Source organism: Pseudomonas sp. BF-R-24, from assembly GCF_019947335.1.
In the GTDB taxonomy this organism is placed as follows: domain Bacteria; phylum Pseudomonadota; class Gammaproteobacteria; order Pseudomonadales; family Pseudomonadaceae; genus Aquipseudomonas; species Aquipseudomonas jessenii.
Window position 1 is genome coordinate 59,170 of record NZ_JAGYGG010000017.1, and the last position, 26,708, is coordinate 85,877.

The 26,708-nt window shown below is 57.9% G+C and carries 22 protein-coding genes; 14 read left to right on the forward strand and 8 right to left on the reverse strand.

Annotated elements, in window-relative coordinates:
- Positions 1-98 precede the first annotated feature (98 nt).
- The 7 genes from KGA98_RS15390 (at position 99) to KGA98_RS15420 (ending at position 8,711) form a co-directional block, all read left to right on the forward strand.
- Positions 99-599 carry a hypothetical protein gene (locus KGA98_RS15390; RefSeq protein WP_223502730.1) on the forward strand — a complete coding sequence of 167 codons (501 nt, stop codon included), beginning with the start codon at positions 99-101 and terminating at the stop codon, positions 597-599.
- Positions 600-1,446: 847 nt separating this feature from the next.
- A complete protein-coding gene (cysM, locus tag KGA98_RS15395; protein WP_057713655.1) occupies positions 1,447-2,349 on the forward strand; it encodes a cysteine synthase CysM in 903 nt (300 codons plus the stop codon).
- Complete coding sequence (rlmD, locus tag KGA98_RS15400; RefSeq protein WP_057713656.1) at positions 2,349-3,701, forward strand: 23S rRNA (uracil(1939)-C(5))-methyltransferase RlmD; 1,353 nt, start codon at positions 2,349-2,351, stop codon at positions 3,699-3,701. Before cysM ends, rlmD begins: the two co-directional genes overlap by 1 nt.
- Positions 3,702-3,823: 122 nt before the next feature.
- Positions 3,824-6,067, forward strand: a complete 2,244-nt coding sequence (relA, locus tag KGA98_RS15405; RefSeq protein ID WP_090457279.1) for a GTP diphosphokinase — start codon at positions 3,824-3,826, stop codon at positions 6,065-6,067.
- 133 nt (positions 6,068-6,200) lie between these two features.
- Positions 6,201-7,034, forward strand: coding sequence for a nucleoside triphosphate pyrophosphohydrolase (gene mazG, locus KGA98_RS15410; RefSeq protein WP_218494360.1), 834 nt, complete (start codon positions 6,201-6,203; stop codon positions 7,032-7,034).
- Positions 7,035-7,062: 28 nt separating this feature from the next.
- Positions 7,063-7,605, forward strand: a complete 543-nt coding sequence (locus KGA98_RS15415; protein WP_008051468.1) for a DUF2058 domain-containing protein — start codon at positions 7,063-7,065, stop codon at positions 7,603-7,605.
- 158 nt (positions 7,606-7,763) lie between these two features.
- Entirely contained in the window at positions 7,764-8,711 is a 948-nt protein-coding gene (locus KGA98_RS15420) for a hypothetical protein (RefSeq protein ID WP_223502731.1), read from the forward strand.
- Between the two features lie 67 nt (positions 8,712-8,778).
- On the opposite strand, the gene KGA98_RS15425 is transcribed toward KGA98_RS15420, so the two are convergent.
- The 6 genes from KGA98_RS15425 to KGA98_RS15450 form a co-directional block, all read right to left on the reverse strand.
- Positions 8,779-8,967, reverse strand: a complete 189-nt coding sequence (locus tag KGA98_RS15425; protein WP_057713661.1) for a hypothetical protein — start codon at positions 8,965-8,967, stop codon at positions 8,779-8,781.
- A 400-nt stretch (positions 8,968-9,367) separates the two neighbouring features.
- Positions 9,368-10,588 carry a beta-ketoacyl-ACP synthase I gene (gene fabB / locus KGA98_RS15430; protein WP_007974551.1) on the reverse strand — a complete coding sequence of 407 codons (1,221 nt, stop codon included), beginning with the start codon at positions 10,586-10,588 and terminating at the stop codon, positions 9,368-9,370.
- 11 nt (positions 10,589-10,599) lie between these two features.
- Entirely contained in the window at positions 10,600-11,115 is a 516-nt protein-coding gene (gene fabA, locus KGA98_RS15435) for a 3-hydroxyacyl-[acyl-carrier-protein] dehydratase FabA (RefSeq protein ID WP_003227150.1), read from the reverse strand.
- A 247-nt stretch (positions 11,116-11,362) separates the two neighbouring features.
- The gene (locus KGA98_RS15440; RefSeq protein ID WP_223502732.1) at positions 11,363-13,264 is read right to left on the reverse strand and encodes an ATP-binding protein; all 1,902 of its coding nucleotides are present in this window, start codon (positions 13,262-13,264) and stop codon (positions 11,363-11,365) included.
- The gene (locus KGA98_RS15445; RefSeq protein WP_223502733.1) at positions 13,261-14,193 is read right to left on the reverse strand and encodes an ABC transporter substrate-binding protein; all 933 of its coding nucleotides are present in this window, start codon (positions 14,191-14,193) and stop codon (positions 13,261-13,263) included. Before KGA98_RS15445 ends, KGA98_RS15440 begins: the two co-directional genes overlap by 4 nt.
- A 1-nt stretch (position 14,194) precedes the next feature.
- Positions 14,195-16,318 (reverse strand): TonB-dependent receptor plug domain-containing protein, encoded by a 2,124-nt coding sequence (locus KGA98_RS15450; RefSeq protein WP_223502734.1) that lies wholly within the window; start codon positions 16,316-16,318, stop codon positions 14,195-14,197.
- Between the two features lie 195 nt (positions 16,319-16,513).
- On the opposite strand from KGA98_RS15450, the gene KGA98_RS15455 reads away from it, so the two are divergent.
- From KGA98_RS15455 to KGA98_RS15475, 5 genes are all read left to right on the forward strand, one after another.
- Positions 16,514-17,539: an NAD(P)H-dependent glycerol-3-phosphate dehydrogenase gene (locus tag KGA98_RS15455; protein WP_150812165.1), complete on the forward strand. Its 1,026-nt coding sequence runs from the start codon at positions 16,514-16,516 to the stop codon at positions 17,537-17,539.
- Positions 17,540-17,569: 30 nt separating this feature from the next.
- Entirely contained in the window at positions 17,570-17,917 is a 348-nt protein-coding gene (locus KGA98_RS15460) for a DUF4389 domain-containing protein (RefSeq protein ID WP_057713666.1), read from the forward strand.
- Positions 17,914-18,369: a phosphohistidine phosphatase SixA gene (gene sixA / locus KGA98_RS15465; RefSeq protein ID WP_223502735.1), complete on the forward strand. Its 456-nt coding sequence runs from the start codon at positions 17,914-17,916 to the stop codon at positions 18,367-18,369. The genes KGA98_RS15460 and sixA overlap by 4 nt, the downstream gene beginning before the upstream one ends.
- A 200-nt stretch (positions 18,370-18,569) precedes the next feature.
- Positions 18,570-20,237 (forward strand): AMP-binding protein, encoded by a 1,668-nt coding sequence (locus KGA98_RS15470; RefSeq protein ID WP_223502736.1) that lies wholly within the window; start codon positions 18,570-18,572, stop codon positions 20,235-20,237.
- Between the two features lie 32 nt (positions 20,238-20,269).
- A complete protein-coding gene (locus tag KGA98_RS15475; RefSeq protein WP_223456127.1) occupies positions 20,270-20,716 on the forward strand; it encodes a hotdog fold thioesterase in 447 nt (148 codons plus the stop codon).
- Positions 20,717-22,071: 1,355 nt separating this feature from the next.
- Here the strand turns inward: KGA98_RS15475 and KGA98_RS15480 are convergent.
- Together KGA98_RS15480 and KGA98_RS15485 are read right to left on the reverse strand one after the other, a co-directional pair.
- A complete protein-coding gene (locus tag KGA98_RS15480) occupies positions 22,072-23,187 on the reverse strand; it encodes a TadG family pilus assembly protein (RefSeq protein ID WP_223502737.1) in 1,116 nt (371 codons plus the stop codon).
- Between the two features lie 21 nt (positions 23,188-23,208).
- A complete protein-coding gene (locus tag KGA98_RS15485; RefSeq protein ID WP_223502738.1) occupies positions 23,209-23,619 on the reverse strand; it encodes a TadE/TadG family type IV pilus assembly protein in 411 nt (136 codons plus the stop codon).
- 1,387 nt (positions 23,620-25,006) lie between these two features.
- On the opposite strand from KGA98_RS15485, the gene KGA98_RS15490 reads away from it, so the two are divergent.
- Together KGA98_RS15490 and KGA98_RS15495 are read left to right on the forward strand one after the other, a co-directional pair.
- Positions 25,007-25,813, forward strand: coding sequence for an alpha/beta fold hydrolase (locus KGA98_RS15490; protein ID WP_046042984.1), 807 nt, complete (start codon positions 25,007-25,009; stop codon positions 25,811-25,813).
- Positions 25,810-26,664 carry an alpha/beta hydrolase gene (locus tag KGA98_RS15495; protein ID WP_218494369.1) on the forward strand — a complete coding sequence of 285 codons (855 nt, stop codon included), beginning with the start codon at positions 25,810-25,812 and terminating at the stop codon, positions 26,662-26,664. Before KGA98_RS15490 ends, KGA98_RS15495 begins: the two co-directional genes overlap by 4 nt.
- Positions 26,665-26,708 lie beyond the last annotated feature (44 nt).

Below are 26,708 nucleotides of genomic sequence, written 5' to 3' on the forward strand. Positions count from 1 at the left end.
CGCAACATCTTCACAGGGTATTCCTTGGATAAAACCCTCAAGGTTTAAAGTTGAGTGGCGATATCTGATTTGAGAATAAAAAAGCCAAGGAGATGTCGATGAATATTAATTATCCGGCCTTGTCGATGAAGGCAGATGCCTATTTTGTCAAGAATCCTCTCGAAACAGCCAACAGCTACACAAAGGGGAGCGCCGATGATGCCGTTGATGCGCTAAAACTAAATGGCAAGCTTTCACTTGAAGAGCTGAAAAACTCATTGAAGGGGTATGATTTCACGTCAGTCAGTACCTATGAACTTGCAATGGCAGGTTCTTTGCTTTTTGAACATGGCCTGTTAGGTGACGATGTGGCGCACTTTTTTACTTCCGGCAGGATGGCCTATGATGAAGCTGGTCGTCCAACGGGAACGGATGTTAAATTCAATGCAATAGCCATGTTCAATCAGATGCTTGAAGACAGGCTGGCGGATGGTGAAACGCACGCGGAAGGTTTTCATAGAATAACCAAGGGCTTGATTCAAGCGAACCATGTCTTGGGGGCGCTCTCTTATTTTGCGAACTCGGCTCAAAGTGACCTTTCGGTCAGCATCCAAGCCTGACCTGCCAATGCCCGCCGTGGAGCAGGCGGGCATTGGCAGGCTTACTGTTTATCGACCATAACGCGTAGTGCCGGAATATCCTCTGGCCACGTTATGATTATTTACATGACGAACCCTATATGTACCTAGTGGCCCAAGTGTCGAAGCAGTGCTGCGATTACCTCCGTCAACCTGCTTCCAGGTTGAGCCATCCAGTTTTTCAATTACAAGGCTCGGAGGGGAACCCACTCCCAAGGCCGTAATGGTAGAAGTGATATTTGCTTGTCGGCATCCATTTGCGCCAGTGATGGTAAAGGGGCCTTGTACGATAACGTCAGAGTCGGCAGGCACAATTCCGCTATAAGTGTTTTGAATGTAAATGCATGCAGCAGAAGCTTGGCCGGTCGCAAATATCAGAGCAGCGAAGGGTAGGGCAAGTAAAGTCTTCATTTGTTTTCTTCCTTGATATAAATCCAGCTTGGAAAAACTTTAAGGCGTCGGCATCGCAAACGAGTTGCTGCGTTGCCCGGCACCCTATGCTCAGGCAGACATCTTGTTTGACTGAGCATTGAAAAAGATTATCTGCTGCTTCGGGGGGGGCACTAGTTCATGCATGTCGTTATGAGGTGCAGGAAACTTCCGATGAATTCATTCTATTTTCCTACAGTAAATTGCGTTTTCTGACAGCGATTTCTTACCTTACCCCGCGTTTTTCAAGGCGGGTCGGAAAGCTGCGACCAGATCCTCCCATTCATCGCCAAATTCGCCCTTATTCCCATAAACCATAAGCACCGCACTTTGCGTGATATGGCCTGGGAACGTTTGCCGGTATGATAGTCGCCCCCGCAGTCTGGATTGCGAATACGCCATGACCTTGCAGTACCCAACCATCGCCGATTGCGTCGGCAACACTCCGCTGGTCCGTTTGCAGCGCCTGCCCGGCGCCACCAGCAATACCCTTTTGCTCAAGCTCGAAGGGAACAACCCGGCGGGTTCGGTCAAGGACCGTCCGGCGCTGTCGATGATCACCCGCGCCGAGTTGCGCGGGCAGATCCACGCCGGTGATACGCTGATCGAGGCGACCTCGGGCAACACCGGGATCGCCCTGGCCATGGCCGCTGCGATCAAGGGTTACAAGATGATCCTGATCATGCCCGACAACTCCAGCGCGGAGCGCAAGGCAGCCATGACGGCCTATGGCGCCGAGCTGATTCTGGTCAGCCAGGAGCAGGGTATGGAAGGCGCCCGTGACCTCGCGCAGAAGATGGAAGCCGAAGGCCAGGGCAAGGTACTGGATCAGTTCGCCAACGGTGACAACCCCGAGGCGCACTACACCACCACCGGCCCGGAAATCTGGCGCCAGACCCAGGGCACCATCACCCATTTCGTCAGCTCCATGGGCACCACCGGTACCATCATGGGTGTGTCGCGCTACTTGAAAGAGCAGAACGACAACGTGCAGATCATCGGCCTGCAACCGATGGAAGGCTCGGCGATCCCGGGGATCCGCCGCTGGCCCCAGGAATACCTGCCGAAGATCTACCAGGCTGACCGCGTGGACCGGATCGTCGACATGGCGCAAAGCGAAGCCGAAGACGTGACCCGTCGTCTGGCCCGCGAAGAAGGCATTTTCTGTGGCGTGTCCTCGGGCGGTGCCGTGGCGGCAATGCTGCGCCTGTCCAAAGAAGTGGAAAACGCGGTGATCGTCGCGATCATCTGCGACCGTGGCGACCGTTACTTGTCGACCGGCATTTTCGACGCGCCCAACTGATGGCCAAACATGAAAGAGGCCTGCGCTTCCAGCCCACCGGCGGCAGCAAGGCCCCGCAAGTCCCGACCGGCAAAAAGCAGCGGCTGACCATCGAGCGCCTGGCCAATGACGGTCGCGGTATCGCGTTTTTCGAAGGTCGCACCTGGTTCGTCATCGGCGCATTGGCCGGTGAAGAGATCGAGGCGCGCGTCCTCGGTGCCCACGGCAAGGTGGTCGAGGCGCGCACCGAACGGGTGTTCAAGGCCAGCGAATTACGCCGCCCTGCACCGTGCGCCCATGCCGGCCGCTGTGGCGGTTGCAGCGTGCAGCATCTGCCCCACAACGAACAGCTTGCCCTGAAACAGCGCATGCTCGCCGAGCAGTTGTCGAGAGTCGCGGGCGTCGAACCCGATGAGTGGGCAGCGCCATTGAGCGGTGCGGAGTTCGCTTACCGCCGTCGCGCCCGCGTCGCGGTGCGCTGGGACATGAAGGCAAAAAAACTCGAAGTCGGTTTCCGTGCCGCTGGCAGCCAGGACATCGTGGGCATCGATGACTGCCCGGTGCTGGTACAGCCCTTGCAACCGATCATGGCCCGCTTGCCGGAGATGCTGCGGCGCTTGAGCAAACCCCAGGCACTCGGGCATGTGGAGTTGTTCAGCGGCTCGACGCTGGCGGTTTTACTGCGGCACATGGCGCCGTTGTCCGATGCCGACCTGACGATCCTCAAGGAATTCTGCGCGTTCCACGAAGCCCAGTTGTGGCTGCATGGCGATGGCGAACCGCAACCGGTCGAGGCTGATCAGTCGTTGGGCTATCGTCTTGAACAGTGGGACCTGGAGCTGGCGTATCGTCCCGGGGACTTCATCCAGGTCAACGCCGCCGTCAACGAAGCGATGGTCGCCCAGGCGCTGGACTGGCTGAAGCCGACAGCGGATGAGCGCGTACTCGATCTGTTCTGTGGCCTGGGCAACTTTGCCTTGCCGCTGGCCAAGGCCGCTCGTGAAGTGGTGGCGGTCGAAGGCGTGCAGGTGATGGTCGATCGGGCCGCGGCGAATGCGGCCAGCAATAATCTGCATAACGCGAAGTTTTTTCAGGCCGATTTATCCCAGCCTTTGACGGACGCCGAATGGGCCGCCGAAGGCTTTTGTGCGGTACTCTTGGACCCACCGCGTGACGGTGCTTTCGAGGTTGTGCGCAAGCTCAGGAGCCTGGGCGCCGAACGTTTGGTGTATGTGTCGTGCAACCCTGCAACTCTGGCGCGCGACACGGTCGAATTGATCAAGCAGGGCTACCGGTTAAAACGTGCCGGGATTCTCGATATGTTTCCTCAAACGGCACATGTCGAGGCCATGGCGTTATTTGAAGCGAGCTAGGATGCTCGTCTGGTCCGACTGGTCCGCCCGTGCAGCCGCGCACCCAGCCCGACGTGGGCGCACCGGCAACGAAGGTCAGCGATTTGACGCATTGAATCTGCGTCGTAGGGAAGGTAAGCAAGATGGTACAGGTGAGAGCACACCAGCCGATCAACACCGACGGCAGTATCAATCTCGAGGCTTGGCTCGATCACGCGGTAAGTGTCGATCTGGCACTGGATCGCGAAGCCTTGAAAGAGGCCTGCGAGTACGCTCGCGAGGCCGAACAACAAGCCAATGCGGCACAGAATCTGTGGTCGGAAGGTAACTCGACTTTCCGTACAGGGCTTGAGATCGCCGAGATCCTCGCCGATCTCAAACTCGACCAGGACTCTTTGGTCGCCGCGATCCTGTATCGAGGCGTGCGCGAAGGCCAGATCAAGTTGCCGGCCGTCAGCCAGCGCTTCGGTCCGGTGGTGTCCAAGCTCATCGACGGCGTGCAGCGCATGGCCGCGATCAGCGACAGCCTGAGTCCGCGAAAATCCCTGGTGCTGGGCACCCAGGGCCAGGTGGAAAACCTGCGCAAGATGCTGGTGGCCATGGTTGACGACGTTCGCGTCGCCCTGATCAAACTGGCCGAACGCACGTGCGCGATCCGTGCGGTGAAAACCGCCGACGACGAAAAACGCAACCGTGTGGCCCGTGAAGTCTTCGACATCTACGCGCCATTGGCCCATCGTCTGGGTATCGGTCATATCAAGTGGGAACTGGAAGACTTGTCCTTCCGTTACCTTGAACCGGACCAGTACAAGCAGATCGCCAAGTTACTCCATGAGCGGCGCCTGGATCGCGAGCGTTTCATCAGCGACGTGATGAGCCAGCTGAAAAACGAACTGCAGGCCACCGGCGTCGATGCCGACATCAGCGGCCGGGCCAAACACATCTATTCGATCTGGCGCAAAATGCAGCGCAAGGGTCTGGAGTTCAGCCAGATCTACGACGTGCGTGCCGTTCGCGTGCTGGTGCCGGAAATGCGCGACTGCTACACCGCGCTCGGCATCGTCCACACTCTGTGGCGGCATATCCCGAAAGAGTTCGACGACTACATCGCCAACCCCAAGGAAAACGGCTACCGCTCGCTGCACACGGCGGTGATCGGGCCCGAGGGCAAGGTACTGGAAGTGCAGATCCGCACCCACGCCATGCACGAAGAGGCCGAGCTGGGGGTATGCGCCCACTGGAAGTACAAAGGCACCGACGTCAAATCCGGTTCCAATCACTACGAAGAGAAAATCTCCTGGCTGCGTCAGGTGCTCGAATGGCACGAAGAGCTGGGCGACATCGGTGGCCTGGCGGAACAGCTGCGGGTCGATATCGAACCTGACCGGGTCTACATCTTCACCCCGGACGGTCACGCCATCGACTTGCCGAAGGGCGCGACCCCGCTGGACTTCGCCTACCGCGTACACACCGAAATCGGTCACAACTGCCGTGGCGCCAAGATCAACGGGCGCATCGTACCGCTCAACTACAGCCTGCAAACCGGTGAACAGGTCGAGATCATCACCAGCAAGCACGGCACCCCGAGCCGTGACTGGCTGAACCCGAACCTGGGTTATGTCACTACGTCGCGGGCACGGGCGAAGATCGTTCACTGGTTCAAGTTGCAGGCTCGCGACCAGAACGTCGCGGCCGGTAAAACCTTGCTCGAGCGCGAGCTCAATCGCCTCGGCCTGCCGGCGGTGGATTTCGACAAGCTGGCCGACAAGGCCAACATGAAGACCGCCGAAGACCTGTTCGCCGCCCTCGGCGCCGGGGATTTGCGCCTGGCGCAACTGGTCAACCTGGCGCAGCAACTGGTCGAGCCGGAGCGTGGCAACGAACAGCTTGAACTCATACCTCGCAAGGCCACCGGCTACAAACCGGGCAAGCGCGGCGACATCCAGATCCAGGGCGTCGGCAACCTGATGACCCAGATGGCCGGCTGCTGCCAGCCATTGCCGGGTGATGCCATCGTCGGTTACATCACCCAGGGCCGCGGCGTGAGCATTCACCGCCAGGACTGCGCCTCGGTGCTGCAACTGAGTGGGCGGGAGCCGGAGCGGATCATCCAGGTCAGCTGGGGCCCGGTACCGGTGCTCACCTATCCGGTGGACATCATCATCCGCGCCTACGACCGTTCCGGGTTGCTGCGTGACGTCTCGCAGGTTTTGCTCAATGAGCGGATCAACGTGCTGGCGGTCAACACCCGCTCGAACAAGGAGGACAACACCGCGCTGATGTCCCTGACCATCGAGATTCCGGGGCTGGATGCATTGGGGCGGTTGCTGGGGCGGATTTCCCAGTTGCCGAACATCATCGAAACCCGGCGTAACCGGACGCCGTGAAGATCGACGTCAACTCAATGTGGGAGCGGGCTTGCTCGCGAAGAGGGGGTGTCAGTCGACATCAATGTTGCCTGGTCTACCGCTTTCGCGAGCAAGCCCGCTCCCACAATGGTTTTGTGGTGAGACATAAATGATGTACAGCCTTGAAGACCTGCTTCACCTGATGAATCGCCTGCGCGACCCGCAGTACGGTTGCCCGTGGGACATCAAGCAAACTTACGCGACCATCGTCCCCCACACTCTGGAAGAAGCCTACGAAGTCGCCGACGCCATTGAGCGCGGTGACTTCGATCACTTGCAGGGGGAGCTCGGCGACTTGTTGTTCCAGGTGGTGTATTACAGCCAGTTGGCCCGGGAAGAAGGGCGCTTCGAGTTTGAAGGTGTGGTCGACAGCATCACCCGCAAGCTGATCCGTCGTCACCCCCATGTGTTCCCTACGGGCGACCTCTATGCACCGCTGGATGTCCCGCGCCTCAGCGAAGAGCAGGTCAAGCAGCGCTGGGAAGAGATCAAGGCCGAGGAGCGCGCAGAGAAGTCCTGCGCGCCCGAACAGCTGTCATTGCTCGATGACGTCCCCGCTGCATTGCCGGCGTTGTCACGTTCGGCGAAATTGCAAAAGCGCGCGGGGCAGGTCGGGTTCGACTGGCCGGACGCCTTGCCGGTGCTCGACAAAGTGCGTGAAGAGCTCGATGAAGTCCTCGAAGCCATGTCGGAAAATGATCCCGAGGCCGTGGCCGAAGAGATCGGTGACCTACTGTTCTCCGTGGTGAATCTGGCGCGGCATCTCAAAGTTGATCCGGAAACCGCACTGCGGAGTGCCAACGGCAAGTTTGAAAGACGCTTTCGTTTTATCGAACAGGCATTGCGCGACACCCGCCGTCCCATGGAAGATTGCACCCTCGAAGAGTTGGACGCCTTGTGGGGCGAAGCCAAACGTCAGGAAAAGAATTTGCCCAGCTGCGGTTGAGCAGTGGCCTAAGTGAGTAATAAGCACCATGAGCATTTCCCTTCGCGACCAGTTGCTCAAAGCAGGGCTGGTCAACCAGAAGCAGGCCAAGCAGGTCAGCAAAGACAAGCAGAAACAGCAACGCCTGGCCCACAAAGGCCAGATCGAGCTGGATGACTCCCAGCAGCGCGCGGCACAGGAAGCCATGGCCGAGAAGGTCAAGCGCGACCAGGAGCTCAACCGCCAGCAGCAGGAAAAGGCTGAGGCCAAGGCCCGTGCCGCGCAGGTCAAGCAATTGATCGAAGTCTCGCGCCTGCCGAAATTGACGACCGAGGATTACTACAACTTCGTCGACGACAAAAAGGTCAAGCGCATCTGCGTCAACACGCTGATGCGCAACAAGCTCAGCAGCGGTTCGCTGGCCATCGTGCATCACGCTGGCGGCTACGAAGTGATTCCGCGCGAGGCGGCATTGAAGATTCAGGAGCGGGACCCGCAACGCATCGTGCAGCTGAATGTGCAGACCGAAGAAGTTAGCGTCGAGGACGATCCGTATGCAGCCTACAAGATCCCTGATGATCTGATGTGGTAATCGCTCCTCTTCCATTACATGTTTGTTAGTACATTGCTGGATTAATGAATTGAACCCGAAAGATCGCGTCGATACGATCTCTCGGGTTTTCTTTTGCCCGAAATATTCTCAGGGGGGAGAACTAATGGAATGAAATTAAATGAATAAGGATATTGTCAATGCTGGTAAGTATCGCCTCGTTACGCCAACCCACTTTTAAATCGCAGCTTTCACAGCCGCGACAACCCGATCAATCCATTCACGATTATCTGGACGACGAGCTTGTCGCACGAGCGGAGCTTGTGCGCCGAAAGATCAAGATCGCTGCGAAAGCTGCTCGCGACGATCACGGCAGGCCCGCGTGCGTTTTCGTAACCCTGCCTGAGTTTTTCTGGAACATTCCCTGGCACGAAGTCCGTAATGAACAGGAGCTTCACGAACTGAACTCTGCTTATCTGACGAAGGTGACCGAGTGTGTGACGCTGTTGATAAGTGATCTGCCAGTGCAGCGCTACGGCAAGATCGTTTTATTGGCGGGAAGTTGTGCGACGCTGATCAAGGTGGGAGAGGGGGAGTCGAGCTATTACGATGTGATTAATTATGTGCTCACAATTTCCAATAAGGAATATGAGGTCGACATGCCGCTGATGTCGATGTGGCCGAAGCGTTATGTGTCAGGAATCGATTTTGGAAGACATGTAGGCTCGGAAGACAGGTACTGGTTTTTCAAGTTGTTCGATGAGGTTGTGGTACGCGTAAAGAAGGTCAGTAGTGTACAGGCCGAGCACAGTTACTTTGGTGGCTACGAAGGAATATTTATTAATAGTCTTGTAATGGGTTGCCCATTCGGCATCAACTTGTGCCTCGATTATGCGGTGTTGAAAGACGGTGAACGCGACAAGGAGGTTGAGCTGGCGGGGGCAAAAATCGATTTTCTGATTGCCTGTGGCATGGACTTCGATTACGGCAAGCGTCATCTATCTTCGCTTCAGTTTGCCGTCCGCAATGACGGCATGGGCGATGGTGAGTGCGAGGTGGTGAAACTTGAGGCGGGCTGGATCGTCGGTGTTGTTCCTTCGGTGGTGATCGACGACTCCCTTCATTTGGCGGCCGTTCAGATTGCCTGAGCCGCGTGCTCCGGTTGCAGCCTGCCCGTGCGGGAAGGGGCAGGCTGCACGGTGGTGGAGTCTGTCTTCAACCGGTTGCGAGCTCGCGGTTGCGCTCGAGCATTTCCAGTTCGGCCCTGTAGTTTTGCGCGTCGATCTCGGAGTGGAACATCCCGACCAGCAGGTCTTGTTGATGCACGTCCCAGATCCGGATACCGGCGGCTACACCCTCGTGGGATTTATGTGAATCGTCGCGTTCAGTTACTTTTACAGTCATCTGCTAGCTCCAATCTCTGTTATCTGCAGCAAGGCGTGTGCAGGACTCTGTTATATGTTTTGTTAGCTTGCTAAGTAAATAACTGAGTTTGGTAAGGGTTTTTTGCAAAAATGGAAACAGTCCTGCAGCCCACGGAATCCGCGATATTCAGTCGCAGGGCGTTAAGTTTCATGACAAACGTTTCATGTTGAAGGCACCACAAATCCAGTGTCGAGCACTGAAACTGTGGGAGCGAGCTTGCTCGCGATGGCGGTGGGGCAGACAGCAATGATGTCGATTGACACTCCCTCATCGCGCGCAAGCTCGCTCCCACAATGGTTGTGGTGTCGAATTCTTTGAGGCCAAAAAAAACGCCCCGAACCAGTCGGGGCGTTTTCATGTGCGACTCAGCAGCGGGAAATTACTTACCTTCCCAGCGCTTCAGTACCAAAGTGGCGTTGGTGCCACCGAAACCGAAGCTGTTGCTCATCACGGTGTTGATGGTGGCGTTTTCGCGGGTCTTGGTCAGCACCGGCAGGTCGGCCACTTCAGGGTCCAGCTCGTCGATGTTGGCGGAGCCGGCAATGAAGTTGCCTTCCATCATCAGCATGCAGTAGATCGCTTCGTGAACGCCGGCAGCGCCCAGGGAGTGACCCGACAGGCTCTTGGTGGAGCTGATGGCCGGAGCCTTGTCGCCGAACACTTCACGCACGCCTTTCATTTCCGCGACGTCGCCGACCGGGGTCGAAGTGCCGTGGGTGTTCAGGTAGTCGATCGGGGTGTCGACGGTGGACAGCGCCTGCTGCATGCAGCGGATCGCGCCTTCGCCGCTCGGGGCAACCATGTCGTAGCCGTCGGAGGTCGCGCCATAGCCAACGATTTCCGCGTAGATCTTCGCGCCGCGGGCCAGAGCGTGTTCCAGCTCTTCAACCACGACCATGCCGCCACCGCCGGCGATGACGAAACCGTCACGGTCTGCGTCGTAGGCACGGGAAGCTTTTTCCGGGGTGTCGTTGCGCTTGCTGGACAGGGCGCCCATGGCGTCGAACAGGAACGACTGGCTCCAGTGCTCTTCTTCACCGCCGCCGGCGAAGACGATGTCCTGCTTGCCCATCTGGATCTGTTCCATGGCGGTACCGATGCAGTGAGCACTGGTGGCGCAGGCAGAAGCGATGGAGTAGTTCAGGCCCTTGATCTTGAACGGAGTGGCCAGGCAAGCGGAAACGGTGCTGCTCATGGTCCGCGTTACGCGGTATGGGCCGACGCGCTTGACGCCTTTCTCGCGCAGGATGTCCAGCGCTTCCATCTGGTTCAAGGTCGATGCACCTCCGGAACCGGCGATCAGGCCGGTACGCGGGTTGGAAACCTGCTCTTCGGTCAGGCCGGAGTCAGTGATGGCGTCTTTCATGGCCAGGTAGGCATAAGCTGCCGCGTGGCCGACGAAGCGATAGATCTTGCGATCGATCAGTTCTTCAAGGTTGAGGTCAATGGAGCCGGAAACCTGGCTACGCAGACCCATTTCGGCATATTCCGGGTTGAACCGGATGCCAGGGCGGCTTGCACGCAGGTTAGCGGAGACGGTCTCTTTGTCATTGCCCAGGCAAGAAACGATGCCCAGACCAGTGATAACGACGCGGCGCATGCGGATAACCCTTAGAAGTTGTCAGTGGAGGTGAACACGCCGACCCGGAGGCCTTCGGCGGTGTAGATTTCGCGACCGTCGACAGTGACCGAACCGTCGGCGATGGCCAGGTTCAGCTTGCCCTTGAGGACGCGCTTGATATGAATGTTATAGGTGACTTTCTTGGCGGTCGGCAGGACCTGGCCGAAGAATTTCACTTCGCCCGAACCCAGCGCACGGCCACGGCCCGGCAGGCCTTGCCAGCCCAGGAAGAAACCGACCAGTTGCCACATGGCGTCGAGGCCCAGGCAGCCCGGCATCACCGGATCGCCTTCGAAGTGGCAGGCGAAGAACCACAGGTCCGGATTGATATCCAGCTCGGCGACCAATTCACCTTTGCCGTACTTGCCACCTTCTTCGCTGATCAGGGTGATGCGATCAACCATCAGCATGTTCGGGGCGGGCAGTTGCGCGTTACCAGGGCCGAACAGCTCACCGCGACTGCAGCGCAGCAGATCTTCCCGGGTAAAGGCGTTTTGTTTGGTCATGCGAGCTCCTCAATAGTCCCATGCGGCAGGTGGGGCAAATCTTCCCGGCCGATCGAAGCGTTCATGCCTCGAACCGGCAGCCTACTCATAGACTATTGCGTTGTGGTGAAAGTCACAGCACCAAGGACATGAATGTACACTTGTGCACTGAAATTATTATTCAAGCCCCTTTTCGGGCCTGTCGAGGTGCCTAAGACTGCCGCACTTTCGCCTTTCACGCCAGTCACAGATGGTCGAAAGGCCTGTTCTACTGCACCCATCGCTGCAGAATTTGCTGCAGATCAGTCCGTTTGAACGGCTTGGCCAGGTAATCGTTCATCCCCGCCGACAGGCAGGCTTCGCGATCGCCCTGCAAGGCGTTGGCGGTCAGGGCGATGATCGGCAGGTCGGTGCAACCGGGTAGCTTGCGTATTTGTCGGGTGGCTTCATAGCCATCGATGATCGGCAAGCGGCAATCCATCAGGATCGCTTCGAAGATCAGGCTCTCGGCGCTGCGTACCGCCTGCGCACCGTCGGCAGCAACACTGACCTTGAAGCCCAGGCTGCGCAACATGGCTTCGATGACGGTCTGGTTGACCGGGTTGTCTTCGACCAACAACACATTGCGTCCTTCGCCGTTGCTGTTGCGCGATTGCGCGCGAGGGGGTGGCAGCGGTTGTGTCTGCTGGTGCAATGCCAGGGGAATTTCCAGGGTAAACACCGAACCGCGGCCTTCCTCACTCTGCGCGCGCAAGGTGCCGCCCATGCGTTCGGCCAGGGTACGGGCAATCGGCAGGCCCAGCCCCGTACCGCCATAGCGTCTTGAAATAGAACTGTCGGCCTGCTGGAAAGCGTTGAACATCAATTCCAGGTTTTGCGCCGGGATGCCGATGCCGCTGTCGCGCACGGTGCAGGTGAACCACAGCAACTCGTGGTCCAGCGATTGCCACTGCGCCTCGATCGTGACGCGGCCCTGCTCGGTGAACTTCAGCGCATTGCCGACCAGGTTGACCAGTATCTGACGGATACGCGTCGGGTCGCCCTTGACCTGCAAACCGCGCATATCGTCGGGGATCATCAGTTGCAGGTCCAGGCCGCGTTGCGCGGCGCTGTGCTGGAACGACTGGGCGCAACTGCCGATCAGGTCGGTGAGGTTGAACGCAATGTGCTCCAGCTCCAGCTCTGAACGTTCGATCCGCGAGAAATCCAGGATGTCGTTGATGACCTTGAGCAAGTGCTCGGTGGATTCGGAGGCCAGCGCCGCGTACTCCACCTGCTCCTCGGTCATGTCGGTGGTTTCCAGTAACTGCAGCATGCCCAGTACGCCATTCATCGGCGTGCGCAGTTCATGGCTCATCATGGCGAGGAAATCGGATTTGGCGTTGTTGGCCTTTTCTGCTTCTTCGCGGGTCTGGATCAACTGTGCCATGGCCTGATGCTGTTCGCGGCTGGCCTGCTCGAGACCGCTGGCGAGGTTGTTGATGTGTTGCGACAGTGCCCCCAGCTCGGTGTCGTCGACAATGGGCAGCGGTGTGTTGTAATCGCCGTCCTGGATCGCCTTGACCGCATTGCCGATATCACGGATCGGTTTCGACAGGCTGCCCGCCAGACGGCGGGCCACGAGGAAGGTAAACAGCAGGGCAAACAGCGCCAGGATGGCGGCCTTGAGCACGATTTCCTGTTGGCGCCGGCTGAAGGCATCGTTGGACAGCCCGACGATCACCCGACCGAGGTAGTCCTCGGTGGGGGTGGCAGTGGCGGTTTTGCTGCTCTGGAAAAAATCATTGTGCAACGCGATACGCTGGAGCCGTATCGGTGCCTGGAACACTTCGAGCTGTTGCGCGCGATTGTGGTGTTCGCTCGGTTGTTCGACGTACACCAGAACCCGGTTTGCACTGTCCTGGATTTCCAGAAAACTCACGTTGGGCGTGGCCAGCGTTGCCTTGAGCAAGGTTTCGAGCACTTCGATGTTGCCCGAAATCACGCCGTACTCGGTGGCCGGGGCCAGTTGATTGGCGATCAACTGGCCGGTGTGGGAGATTTCCTGACGCAGATCCTGGATGCGCACGAACGTGAAGAAACTGATCAGCAACAAGGTCAGCAGCAGTGCGGGGCCGAGGCTGATCAGTTGGGTGCGAGTGTTGATGTCCCAGCGACGGCGCAAGCTCATGGACGGCGTTCTCCTTCAGCCAGCAGTGTGGCGACAGACGCTTCGTTTATCTGTTCGATACCCAATGAACGTGCGACTTGCGGGTTGCTCGCGACCTTGAATCGATGGGGAAAGTGCGTGCGCGGCCAGGTGGCTGGTGGCCGGTCGAGCAATTCGTCGAGGACCGCCAGCCAGTCGCTCTGATCGCTATAGGTGCTGGCCAGGCTTCCGGCCTTGACGAATCCGGCGTTGGGTCCGATCAGGGCCACTTGCCGCGAATAGCTGCTCAGCAGCAGGTTCTTTGCGGTTTGCGGGTTGTACAGGTCGGCATCGTCCAGTCCCAGCAACACGTCGCTGTTATTTAGCAGTGCCTGTAATGGACGACTGTCGTGAATGTTGTCCCAGCGCTGGGTGACCATCTCAAGACCCAGGGGGAGGGCGGCCTGACGCAGCTCATTCAACAGGAATTCACTGTGGGTGTCGTAGAGCACGCCGATGCGTCTGGCTTGTGGCAACAAGGTGCGGGTCAAGCGTAACTGGCGGTCCAGTGGTGGATCGCTCCATAGCAGGCACAGGCGCGCAGGCAACGTATTGTTCAAGCGTTGCCGGGCTTGCAGGCGGCTGATGCGCAGTACGAGAGTCGCCGGGCCCTGGGCGTTTTGCAGGCGCCAGTCGAGGCTGGGCAGGTCGAGCAGTATCAAGCGGATGTTTTCCGGCAGCTTGTCCGGTATCGGCATTTTGGCCAGCGTCTGGAAGCGTACGTTATCGCGTGGTCGCAACTCGCTCAGGGCCTGGGTAAACGCCCGCACACTGGGGCTGTCTTCGGCCCCAGTGAGCAAAATGTCGGCCGCGTTACTCGCCAGGCTGCCCAGCAGGCCGCTTGTCAGCAGGCAAAGTATGGCCAGCAGCCGACCCAGGGGCGGCATTCTGCAGGCCGGGCGATTCGGCATCTTAAAGCTCCAGCTCGGCGCTGAAATACATCACCTGGCGCTGGTCATAATTATTGTCGATGAAGGTGGTCGGCTGATTGTCCAGCCGTTGCTGGAGCACCCCGGCCAGTTCGAGGCTGGCCTTGCCCAAGGCGATACGTTTGGCGATGCGCGCATCGACCCGTTCAAAGCGGTAGCCGTTGAGGGCGTCATCGCCATAGTAGAAAAGCGCACTGTTCCAGCCTTGGCCCCAATCGCGCAGCCATCCGGCCGAACCACTGTTACTTGCAGTCTGTCTGGCATCCAGCGGATTGCTGGCATCGGTATCGACGTAGGCATAAGTCAGTCGCAGGCGATCGAGGCTTCCGACACGCCAGTCGAGCTGGGTTTCGACCCCCGAAAAGCGCGCCTTGTTGGCATTGCTGGCAATGTACTGATTGTTGCGCAGCGGCTCACTGATCATGCCGGTGATTTCGTCGTGGAACAGCTTCACGTCGAGCGCCAGCCCCGGTTCGGGAAAATAGCCGTTGTAGCCCAGTTCCCGGGAGCGCATGTGCTCTTGATCAAGGTCGCCGGGGCCGCGGGTCTTGACGAAATAACGGGCGCTGGACTGGCCAAACGCACCGGGCTTGAGGTTGGTGACCTGATAACTCCAGTTGACGTTGTTCTCGAACATGTCCGGTGAGCGGATGGCCTCGGAGTACACCGCTCGCAAGCCGTGGCGCGGGTTGATCAGGTAGTTGACCGCCATGCGAGGTGTCAGCGAGCTGCCGGTCAACCGGGTGTCCTCGAACATGGCGCCGCCTTGCAACAGCCAGTGTTCGGTGGCACGCCACTCGAACTGGCCGAACGCTCGCCAGATCCTGTCATCGAGCGTGCCATTGAAGTAGGTTTCGGAGTCCGCCCGGTCGTAGCGATAGTTCATCCCGCTGACCAGCCGCAGGTTATCGGCAAGGCTCAGGGTGTCCTGCAGTTCGAGGTCGTAGCGCGATTCCCGGGTGCTCTGGTCGATGTCGCCGCAAACGGTCTGGCTCGCGCCGTTGCGCCATTGATCGAGTACCTGGTTGGCCAGCGCCTGTTCGGCGGGCGTGCCGGCCGGCGCACCAGAGCCGATGAAACGCGTGATATTGCGGGCCAGGCGCTCGGTGTAGTTCGGGTTCAACTGCCAGAGTTCGGTCAGTTGCGGGCTGAACGAAACTTCTGCATCGCAGGCGCGCCAGGTTTGCTGGCGATCCCAGTGTTGGGCCGAACCCTGGATGTAAAGGCTGTGGTCGGGATTGACGTCCAGATTCCAGCGTAATGACCCTGCGTAGTCCTTGGCGGTGACGTCGGAGTCGTCGCCGGCGCGGGTAATTCCCGGGAACACCGGCCGGTAGGTATAGGGCCGCTCGTTGGTGCCGTCCTTGGCATTCAATTGCCAATCGAGGCTTTGCCGTTCGTCGAGGCTCTGGCTGACGGTGAGGTTGAAGCGCTCGAGGCGACGACTGTCATGGTAGTCAGCGCCAGTTCTGTCGGTGTCGAAGCCGTCGTCTTGCTGGCCGGACAGGGACAGGCGCATGTCACCATCCTCCCAGCCCAGGCCCTGGCTGGCGTAAAAGTCGTTGATGCCGCGCTGACCCCGGGTGACCTTCATGCGCGTGCCGTGACTGTCGGCCGGGCGCCGGGTAATGATGTTGACCACCGCCATCAGGGCGTTGGCGCCGTAGCTGACGGTATTCGGTCCGCGAAAGACTTCGATGCGCTCGATGTCTTCCATGGCCACCGGAATGTCACTCCAGTCCACGGTGGCCAGGCCGGCGCGATACACCGAGCGCCCGTCGATCAGCACTTGCATGCGCCGCGCTTCATTCGCATTGGTGCCGTGGTAGTTCACCGTCGCCTGATTGCCGCTGATGTTGCCGACCATCATCCCCGGCACCAGGCGCAGCAGTTCGCTGATGTCACGGGCACCGCTGGCGTGGATCAGGGCACTGTCGATCACCGTCATGCTTCCCGGCACGGCCGCCGGCGCCTGCTTCAGGCGCGTGGCGGTGAGTACTTGCGGCAGCGGTTCGCTGTCCAGGAACAAGTCGTCGGCCAGCGCCGGTGAGCTGAAAATCAGCGCCAGTACCAGAGGTGAATGCGGTGAAGGAGAGCCCGGAGACACAACACATCCCTGTCAGTGATTGTTGGCGCGCATGTTAACCGAGCCGAATGACTTTTCCATTCACGATGTCTGCATTTTCCTCGGTTTTATTGGTCTTCTTCCTACGGGTGCAGGTATTTGATGTCGGGGCTGGCCGTCGATGGACTGCCCCGTATAATGCCGACATCGCCACTGGTATGGATTAACGGATTGCATATGACTGAACAGCGCCCGATTGCGGTCCTGGGAGGCGGAAGTTTTGGAACCGCCGTGGCTAATCTGCTGGCCGAAAACGGGCATCAGGTCCTTCAGTGGATGCGTGACCCCGAACAGGCCGAGGCCATTCGGGTCAATCGCGAGAACCCGCGTTACCTCAAAGGCATCAAGATTCTGCCCGGCGTCACGCCGGTCACCGACCTGCAAGCCACCCTGGACGCCTGCGACCTGTGTTTCGTCGCATTGCCCTCCAGCGCGCTGCGCTCGGTGCTGGTGCCGCACGCCGAACGCTTGACCGGCAAAATGCTGGTGAGCCTGACCAAAGGCATCGAAGCCCACACGTTCAAGTTGATGAGCGAGATCCTCGAAGAGATCGCCCCGCAGGCGCGCATCGGCGTCCTGTCCGGACCCAATCTGGCCCGTGAAATCGCCGAGCACGCGCTGACCGCCACGGTGGTCGCCAGTGAAGACGAAGAACTCTGCCAGCAGGTTCAGGCCGCGCTGCACGGACGCACCTTTCGTGTGTACGCCAGCGCCGATCGTTTCGGCGTGGAGCTGGGCGGGGCGCTGAAAAATGTCTACGCGATCATCGCCGGCATGGCGGTGGCGCTGGGCATGGGAGAAAATACCAAGAGCATGCTGATTACCCGGGCATTGGCGGAAATGACCCGCTTCGCGGTGAACCAGGGTGCCAACCCGATGACCTTCCTGGGGCTGGCCGGCGTGGGCGATCTGATCGTGACCTGTTCGTCGCCCAAGAGCCGCAACTATCAGGTCGGCTTTGCCCTCGGCCAGGGCCTGAGCCTGGACGAGGCGGTCACGCGCCTGGGCGAAGTCGCCGAAGGGGTCAATACCCTTAAAGTGCTCAAGGCCAAGGCCCAGGAGGTTGGCGTGTACATGCCGCTGGTCGCCGGGCTGCACGCGATCCTGTTCGAGGGGCGCACGCTGGAGCAGGTCATCGGTCTGTTAATGCGTGGCGAGCCGAAAACCGACGTCGACTTTATTTCCACCAGTGGTTTCAACTAATCACGCTTGCCAGAAAGCAGGGAGTTGCGCATGAACGATCCAAAAATAGAAGCCAAGTACGAGTCCATCCTGCTGCGGGTGCTGTGGATGATCCTCTTCGTGCTGGTGTGGCAAGTGGCGCAGTTCATCCTCGGCGCTGTCGTGCTGGTGCAGTTGATCTATCGTTTGTTCTATGGCGCCCCAAGCGCCAGCTTGATGAATTTCGGCGACAGCCTGAGCCAGTTTCTGGCGCAGATCGGTCGTTTCGGCAGCTTTCACAGCGACCAGAAGCCCTGGCCGTTCGCCGACTGGCCGACGCCGCGTACACCGGAAGGTGAGGCGCCGCATGTCGTGGCACCGGCACCGCATCCGGCCCGAGATGAGGAACCCAAGCTATGAAACTCTGGGTATTGCGTCATGGTGAAGCTGTACCGCACGGCTCCCGCCCCCACGATTCGGAGCGGGAACTGACGGACCACGGTCGTAAGGAAGTGCTACGTAGCGCCGAGCAGTTGATGGGGCAGCCGTTGACGGCGATCTATGCCAGCCCGTACCTGCGAGCGCAGGAGACCGCGCATCTGGTGCGCGAGGTTTTGGGGTTCGAGCCGGAAATCCGCACCGTCGAGTGGCTGACGCCGGACACCGAGCCGGACAAGGTCGCCGAGCAAATGGTGGCGGTGAGCGATGTCCTGCTGGTCAGCCACAATCCGCTGGTGGGGAATTTGTTGAGTTACTTGCAACATGGCGCTGGACATCCACCGGAGCGGGTCAGCACCGCCGGCCTGGCCGAGCTCGAGAGCAATGAGTTGTTGGTCGGGTCGATGAGGCTCAACAGCATCAAGCACCCGTAACACCGCGTTTCTGTGGGAGCGTGGCTTGCCCGCGAAGGCATCGACTCGGTCATGCCTGATAAACCGCGGAGCCTGTATCGCGGGCAAGCCACGCTCCCACAGGTACGTCATAACCCGAAAATTTTTGTATGAAATAGTCAACCAAGCACTTGCTTGGTTGACTACGCTTGCTCCAGACCAAAATCACAGGAGCGAGTCGCATGTCTGCTGCTTTTCGTTTGCCGCTGGACGTTTTCTACGAGCGTGAGGCCCGTCATCCCCGCCAGCGCTTTCTGGTCCAGCCTGTCGGAGGCGGCCAGGTCGAGACCTTGACCTGGGCGGACGTCGGTCATCAAGCACGCTGCGCAGCCCACTGGCTGCGAGCGCGGGAACTGCCGCAGGGCAGCCATATCGCCCTGATCTCGAAGAACTGTGCGCACTGGATAGTTGCCGATCTCGCGATCTGGATGGCCGGGCATGTGTCGGTGCCGTTGTACCCAAATCTGACCGCCGAGACCGTTGCCCAGGTACTCGAACATTCGCAAGCAGCGCTGGCATTCATCGGCAAGCTCGACGACTGGCCAGGTATGTCCCGTGGTGTCAGCTCCGACCTGCCGACCATCAGCCTGCCCCTGCATCCTCCCGGCGACTTCGATTTCAGTTGGGACGACCTGCAACGCAGTTCGCCCATCCAGGACAATCCCAAGCCTGACGCCGATCAACTGGCGACCATCATTTACACGTCCGGCACCACGGGCATGCCCAAGGGCGTGATGCACAGCTTCGGCACTCTGGGGTTTGCCACCACCCGCGGCACTGCGTTGTTCGGTCTCAACGAGTCGGACCGGCTGTTGTCCTACCTGCCGCTGTGCCACGTTGCCGAGCGCATGTTCGTCGAGCTGGCATCGATCTATACCGGCCAAACGGTGTTTTTCGCCGAGAGCCTCGATACCTTCCTCACCGACCTGCGCCGTGCGCGCCCGACCGCACTGTTTGGTGTGCCGCGCATCTGGACCAAATTCCAGATGGGCGTGTACAGCAAGATCCCGGCAAAACGTCTCGACTTCCTGCTCGGCCTGCCGATCATCGGCAAACGGGTCGGGCATAAAGTCCTCGCCGGGTTGGGGCTGGATGCGTTGCGCATCGCGTTGTCCGGCGCGGCTCCGGTGCCGCAGACCTTGTTGCAGTGGTACCGCAAACTGGGGCTGGACGTGCTGGAGGTCTACGGCATGACCGAGAGTTGCGGTTACTCCCACATCGGCATGCCGGGCCAGAACAAACCGGGCTGGATCGGCAAGCCGTGTCCGGAAGTCGAAGTGCGGATCGCCGAGACGGGGGAAGTCATGGTGCGCAGTGGTGCGACCATGCTCGGGTATTACAAGGAACCGGAAAAAACCGCCGACACCATTACCGAGGACGGCTTCCTGCGTACCGGCGACAAGGGCGAGGAGGACGCCGAAGGCAATCTGCGCCTGACCGGGCGCCTGAAGGAAATCTTCAAGACCAGCAAAGGCAAGTACGTGGCCCCGGCACCGATTGAAAATCGCCTGGCCGTGCATTCGCGCATCGAACAGGTCTGCGTGGTGGGCGATGGCTTGAGTGCGCCGCTGGGTTTGTGCGTGTTGTCGGCGGTCGGCCAGCAGGATGCCGGCGGGGCCGCGCGCGCCGGTTTGCATTCGAGCCTGGAAAAACTGCTGGAGGAGGTCAATGGTGCCCTCGACAAGCATGAACAACTTCGGCGCCTGGTGGTGGTCAAGGATAGTTGGGCTGTGGAAAACGGCTTTCTTACCCCGACCCTGAAGATCAAGCGCAACGTGATCGAAGCGGCTTACGGTGAACGCTTTGAGGAATGGAGCGAGCGCAGCGAAGCGGTGCTGTGGCAGGATTGATCCACGAACAAAACCAACGAGGAAACTCTGCGATGAGCCTGTGGCGCACCACCCCGAACATCGAGCAGTTGAACGCAATCCAGAAAAACACCATCGGCGAAGTGTTGGACATCCGTTTCGAAGCTTTTGACGATGAGTCCCTGACCGCCAGCATGGTCGTCGATCACCGCACCCATCAGCCTTACGGCTTGCTGCATGGCGGTGCCTCGGTGGTGCTGGCCGAATCGGTCGGCTCGATGGCCAGCTACCTGTGCATCGATGCCAGCAAATTCTATTGCGTGGGCCTGGAAATCAACGCCAACCATTTGCGCGGCCTGCGCAGCGGACGGGTGACGGCGGTGGCCAAGCCGATCCACATCGGCCGCACGACCCATGTCTGGGACATTCGGTTGACCAGCGATGAGGGCAAGGCCAGTTGTGTGTCGCGACTGACCATGGCGGTGGTGCCGTTGGGGGAAACACCGCCGAGCAGTTCATAACGTTGACGACTCTCTCTGCTGGCAGATTCAAATGTCGTGGACGCTGTGGCGCCGGGTGAAAGTTCTGTCGGGAAATATGGCTTCTGTCGTCTGAACGTCCGCACTCATGCTGTTCGCAACTTGTGGGTTAAGTTGACGATACCCATTCCGAGCGGCCTGCATGATCGCGCTTCGATATTCGGTAGCCGCAGAGAGAATGCCGCTTGCACCACCGCTCAGGATGGTTGCCAGCGCCCCTCGCTCGGAGTTGGGTAGTGCGGTTGCCAGTTGGGTGTTGGCTTCAACGGCCCTCGCCGCACCGTAGCTGTACACAGACCCGGTCACCCTGCCGGCCGACCCATATAGGGTATCGAGCGGCGGCGGTGTCTGTAGCGAGAGGGAACCTGCACTGTGCCTGGTTCCCGAATGAAGGCCTCGCAGCCATGTGCCGATGAATCCATCTATCCCCTCCACCATGGGAGATAGATAAGAACGACAAAGCCGAGTTGGAGGATCTCGCAATAAAACTAGGTGTGGCTGTAGAGGACCTAACCTATGAAAAGCTCACTTCCCGGGTAATAGAGTTCTTATCCGAGCGCTTTAGTAACGATCGCTTGAGCAATCGGCTGTCTGACCTGTGTGGGTTGGTAAGGACTGCTTGGGACTGGCTTGGATCATTGCTTCAAATAGGCCCATTCCTTGGGGTAGTCTGGTTCACGATTACTGAGTCACTGACGAATGCCATCTTTTCCTGGTGGATTGTCGGTATCGGGTTGTTCTTTTGGATTGTTGGAGTGCTTTTTGCTTTGGCCTGCCGACTTTTGACGGACCGCTACCCAGGTCAAGCCAAAAAAGCCAGAGAAGCCAGAAAAGCCAGAAAAGCTACGGCCGAATTCCTTAGCATACGGTGGAAGCAGAGTTCTTCGTCGGAGGATGAAGTGTGAACTCAAGCTGGGCCCCAGCAAGCCTAACGATTGCCAATATGAAGCTTTCGATAGACCGTTTTCGACCCAGAGTGTGTAAAACGGGCTCGTGGTTTCGAAATCTGTGTTCCTACGTGGAGTTTGGTGTAGACCCGCTACTCAGCAGACCTGAATTTTACTTAGGGGCGCGATTTTTCGCGTGATCTCGGGCAAAGCGTCAATCCAAATCGTTTTTACACAGCCTCGACCAAAAGCCGCCGCTCAAAGTTCACTACAGAAATGTGGGCGATTCAGTCGATTTCCAGAAGCGTTACGGTACTCATGAGAGTTCCTCCTTCGGTAAAGATAGAAGCCCGGTAAGTCTATCCATTCAGATGTTCGAGAAATAGAAAGCCTGAACAGCAGTACGACGATATCCCATAGGCGGTACCAATGATGGCTATCGCTTTTGCACTACTGAACAAGTCGTGGTGGTGTGATGGCGCCATACGCCGGGCCAATGCCACTTGAGTTAAGAGGGGGGCACTTTGTACTCATTTCAACTTGAATGTACTTTCCTGATCCTCCTACCGCTGAGTCGATGTGGAGGCAAGCAAAAGCCACAATGGGAACAGACGAATGAGTGGATACATTTACAACGATCGGAATCGTAACATACTCGCAGCTTTTGTCCCCTGCCGCACTGCAGTCATTTACCGAGCTGAAAAGTGTATTTTTAGTGCCCGGCTGAATCCAGGTATTAGTCCCGATACTGAGTGGTGTTGGGTTTCCTTCAGTAATAAGATCTCTTATTGTTGGAACGTCATCTTTGTCTTGAGTGAATGATGTCCATTGCCCAGATTCGCATGGTCCGTAATGATAGTCTGATCCAATTTTAAATACATAGGGCTTTCCCGTGGCAGGGTCAATTTTCGGTTGATTCGGATTTGAGCTTGAATCCCAAAAATTATCGTACATACATTTAGTCATTACCATGGGGAGAAGCCCCTGCGCAACGGTTCCGGGGCTTGATATTATTGCAGTAGCAGTGGAAGTAATAGGTACGGTGTCAATACCAAAAATGCGTGCAAAAAAAGTATTTACAGGTCCGCCGTTTAGGCCTGTATCTTTTTTGATAGTCACTTGCACAGCTGGAAAAAGTGATGCGCCCGGAGAAATTTGCATGCCACTTGAAGGGTTTGTAACATTCCAGTAACCGGTTACGATACTACCGTTGGTTATAGTGGCGTTTGCGGTTTTATTTAGTGCAAGCGCCGTATTTGCGCGACTAGATGCTGTGGTGAAATCTGGTGCGCTGCTAGTTGAATTTCCACATTCAATGCGCGGGTATATACACCCCGTACCTGCAAGAGCAGTGGCGTCAGCGGCGTTTTGAAGTTCGTTACGCACAACGTAAGCATAAGCATAATCTATAGCCAATGCTGAAAAACCAAGTAGTATGGGCAGTGCAAGGACAGCCAAAATCAACACTGCGCCTTGCTGGTTTCTCTTGATCTCAATATGGCCTGCTATTTTTTTTTGGCTATATTGGCGTGTGGCAATGCTTTTGGTTTCAATCGCTGTGCACATGGTGAGCATCCTAAATTGAAGTCACTCATTTAGCATCACTGTTGTCGCCGACAAGTTCATGGGGTTATCGACTACGTGGAGAATGCCGCCAAGAATCATGGTGGAGTATTGGTATGTAACCTGGACGGTGAGTGACGTTCCAAAAAGTCCTCCATTCGCTTGTGTAACACTTACCGCTGGGGTGACGGAAGAACCAAATGTTATCAAGTAAGAGCCTAAATAATTATTGGCAACACTCTGAATTTGAGCGGTGGTTAGTTTTGGCGATTTTAATACTATGCCAGCTCTTGCTGCTTCTCGGCTGGCATTTGTTATTATGGCCTTGTTATAAAGGGCAATACTAAATTCCATAGTTAAAAATAAGATTAGAAAAAGAACTGGCAGCACGAGCGAGAGTTCGATAGCGGCAAGTCCTTGTTGTTTTTTTCTCATGCTACGCACCTTTGCTATCTGAACCTTCTTGTACGACAATGCATGCTCTATACTTACATGCGCCACTTAACTGGCGGCTTCGTTGCTTCGTAAAAAAACCAGCCATTTACGTATTTACCATAGATTCATTTGGCCAAAAGTAAAGCCTGTTTAGCGTTAATTTTTGGGGTTTTTGGTTGTGTGGTTGGCTGCTGAAGAAACTGCCGCAGAAGTCAGCTCTCACTCGATCTGAGACATTATCGATAGAAATCAATATTATAAGTAAGTGCGCGATACTCACCCATTAATCGAGGGTTTATTTCAAATCGCTCCATGGGGCTGTAGCTATCCAGGTTTTTGCAATATTAATCGCGAATTGAAGTGGTTAGCTTGCTTCGATATAGCCGTGCTCTATAGGACTGAGGGTTATCAGTCGGATTGCGTCAATTGATCGAATCAGAGTTGTCGCTTGTGTGTAGTGGTCGTCGCTAATGGCCGTTATCTGCTTGATGTAGACGCAGTTAGCCATAGCGAAAAGGTGGATTGAGAGAGCTTGGTGGTACAGAACTGGTACGAACGGAACAGAAGGCTGCTGTAACCCTTTGTCTTAAAGGGGTTTATGGATAGTTATTCCAATCCATCATCGGACTGATCCAGCTACGCATGGATTCCGGCACGAATTGACTGAACGCACCGTTGAGTCCGGTCAGTGCGCAATAGGCAAGCGCTGTCCTACCGATGGTAGGCAACCGTTGCCGAACATTGACGCTGCCCCAGGGGAAGTTTGATCCATGCCCTCTGAGTATTTGTTGCGAGAGTTCCCGGGCAACTGACCCAGCCGCCACACGGATTCGATTGATAGCGACTTGGTTGCGCTCGATCTCTTCAGTATCGGCTACTTCGTCGTTGGCACTCTGGATTGCCGGCTGAACTCCAACAAGTAGCCCTGGAGCCGCGCCGAGCCCCACCGCGCCAGGATGATTCTGGCAGCCAGCCCACCGCCGACAAGCGCGACAGCGAAGCCTTCTATCGCACCCGCTGTTATTCCAGGCCATTGTTGGTTGCACGCGTGGGAGTGTCGTACACCTGCTGGGAGATGTAAGGTTCCGGCGATGATGCACTGTCGCGACGGTGATAGGCGATATCACGCACACCCAACCCGCGAGGATCGAACGCTTTGATAGCGGGGTGTTGGCGTGGGTCATTACGATCGTGCCCATGACTTGGCATGACAGACTCTTATCCGCGTCGGGAGGATTGACTGTCAACTGTCAGAAATAACAGGTATTGCCACGCACGGCGTTTTAACCACGGCAGGTCTGTCACCCTTCCTGGCAGTTACGGTCATTGCTGTAGGACGCGGTCTTGCGGACAATCTACGCCTGTTCTCGCTCATGGATTTGCAGGTATGTCGCAACAGATCTTTTTCGCCCACGCCAATGGTTTTCCTTCGGGGACCTACGGCAAGTTGTTTGCGGCGCTGGCACCCGAGTTTCAGGTGACGCATCTGGAGCAGCACGCCCACGACCCGCGTTTCCCGGCGGACGACAATTGGTACAACCTGGTGGATGAGCTGATCCATCACCTGCAACAACAGGCCGAACCCGTGTGGGGCGTCGGTCACTCCTTCGGTGGCGTGTTGCACCTGCATGCGGCCTTGCGTTGCCCCGAGTTGTATCGCGGGGTGGTGATGCTCGACTCGCCAGTGCTGACCCGGACCGATCAATGGGTCATACGGGCGGCCAAACGCTTTGGTTTCATCGACCGCTTGACCCCGGCCGGGCGTACCCTGGGCCGCCGTGAAGAATTCGCCGACCTGGAAAGCGCCCGGAAGTATTTCGCCGGAAAAACCCTGTTTCGTGGCTTCGACCCGGAATGTTTCGATGCCTACCTGCAACACGGCTTGCATCAGGTCGGCGACAAGTTGCGCCTGCGGTTCGACCCAGCCACGGAAATCAGCATCTATCGCGGTGTGCCGCACACCAGCCCGGGCAGCACCCGGCAGTTGCAAGTGCCGCTGGCGGTGGTACGCGGGCACAACAGCCGCGTGGTGATGCGCCATCACGCCAGTTCGGTCGACCGCCTGCCGCTGGGCGAGTCGTTGACCATGCCTGGTGGCCACATGTTTCCGCTCGAACGTCCCCTTGATACCGCTGACATGCTCAAAGGCCTGTTCTACCGTTGGGGCGGCCGTCGACAACAGGATTGCGCATGAACCACGTCGTCGAAGAGGTCCGCCTGAGCCTGCCGCACATCGAACTGGCGGCGCACCTGTTCGGTCCTGAAGACGGATTGCCGGTCATTGCCCTGCATGGCTGGCTGGACAACGCCAACAGTTTTGCCCGTCTGGCGCCGAAGCTTAAAGGCCTGCGCATCATCGCCCTGGACATGGCCGGTCACGGTCATTCCGGGCATCGCCCGCCGGGAGCCGGCTACGCCATGTGGGACTATGCCCACGACGTGCTGCAAGTCGCCGAACAGCTTGGGCTGAAGAAGTTTGCGTTGATGGGGCATTCGATGGGCGCCATTGCTTCGTTGATCATCGCCGGGTCGATGCCCGAGCGGGTCACCCACCTGGCGTTGATCGACGGCATCATTCCTCCTACAGACAAAGGTGAAAACGCTGCCGAGCGCATGGGCATGGCCCTGCAGGCGCAACTGGATCTGCGGGAAAAGCGCAAACCGGTCTACGACACCCTCGACCGAGCCATCGAAGCGCGCATGAAAGGCCTGGTGGCGGTCAGCCGCGAGGCCGCAGAACTGCTGGCGCAGCGTGGCCTGATGCCGGTGCCGGGCGGTTACACCTGGCGCACCGACAATCGCCTCACACTGCCATCGCCGCTGCGTCTTACCACCGAACAGGCCATGGCCTTCGTCCAGCGGGTCAAGTGTCCTGCAACACTGGTGGTTGCCGCCGACGGCATGCTCGCCAAACACCCAGAGTTGCTGGAGCGTCTACCCTTTAGCCGGGAACAGCTGCCAGGCGGCCACCATTTGCACCTCAATGATGAGTCTGGTGCCGATCTTGTCGCAGACTGTTTCAATCGGTTTTTCGCCATTCCTTGACTTGCGCCGGGCAACTGTCGAGGCTTGGCGGGTTGAAAAGGGAG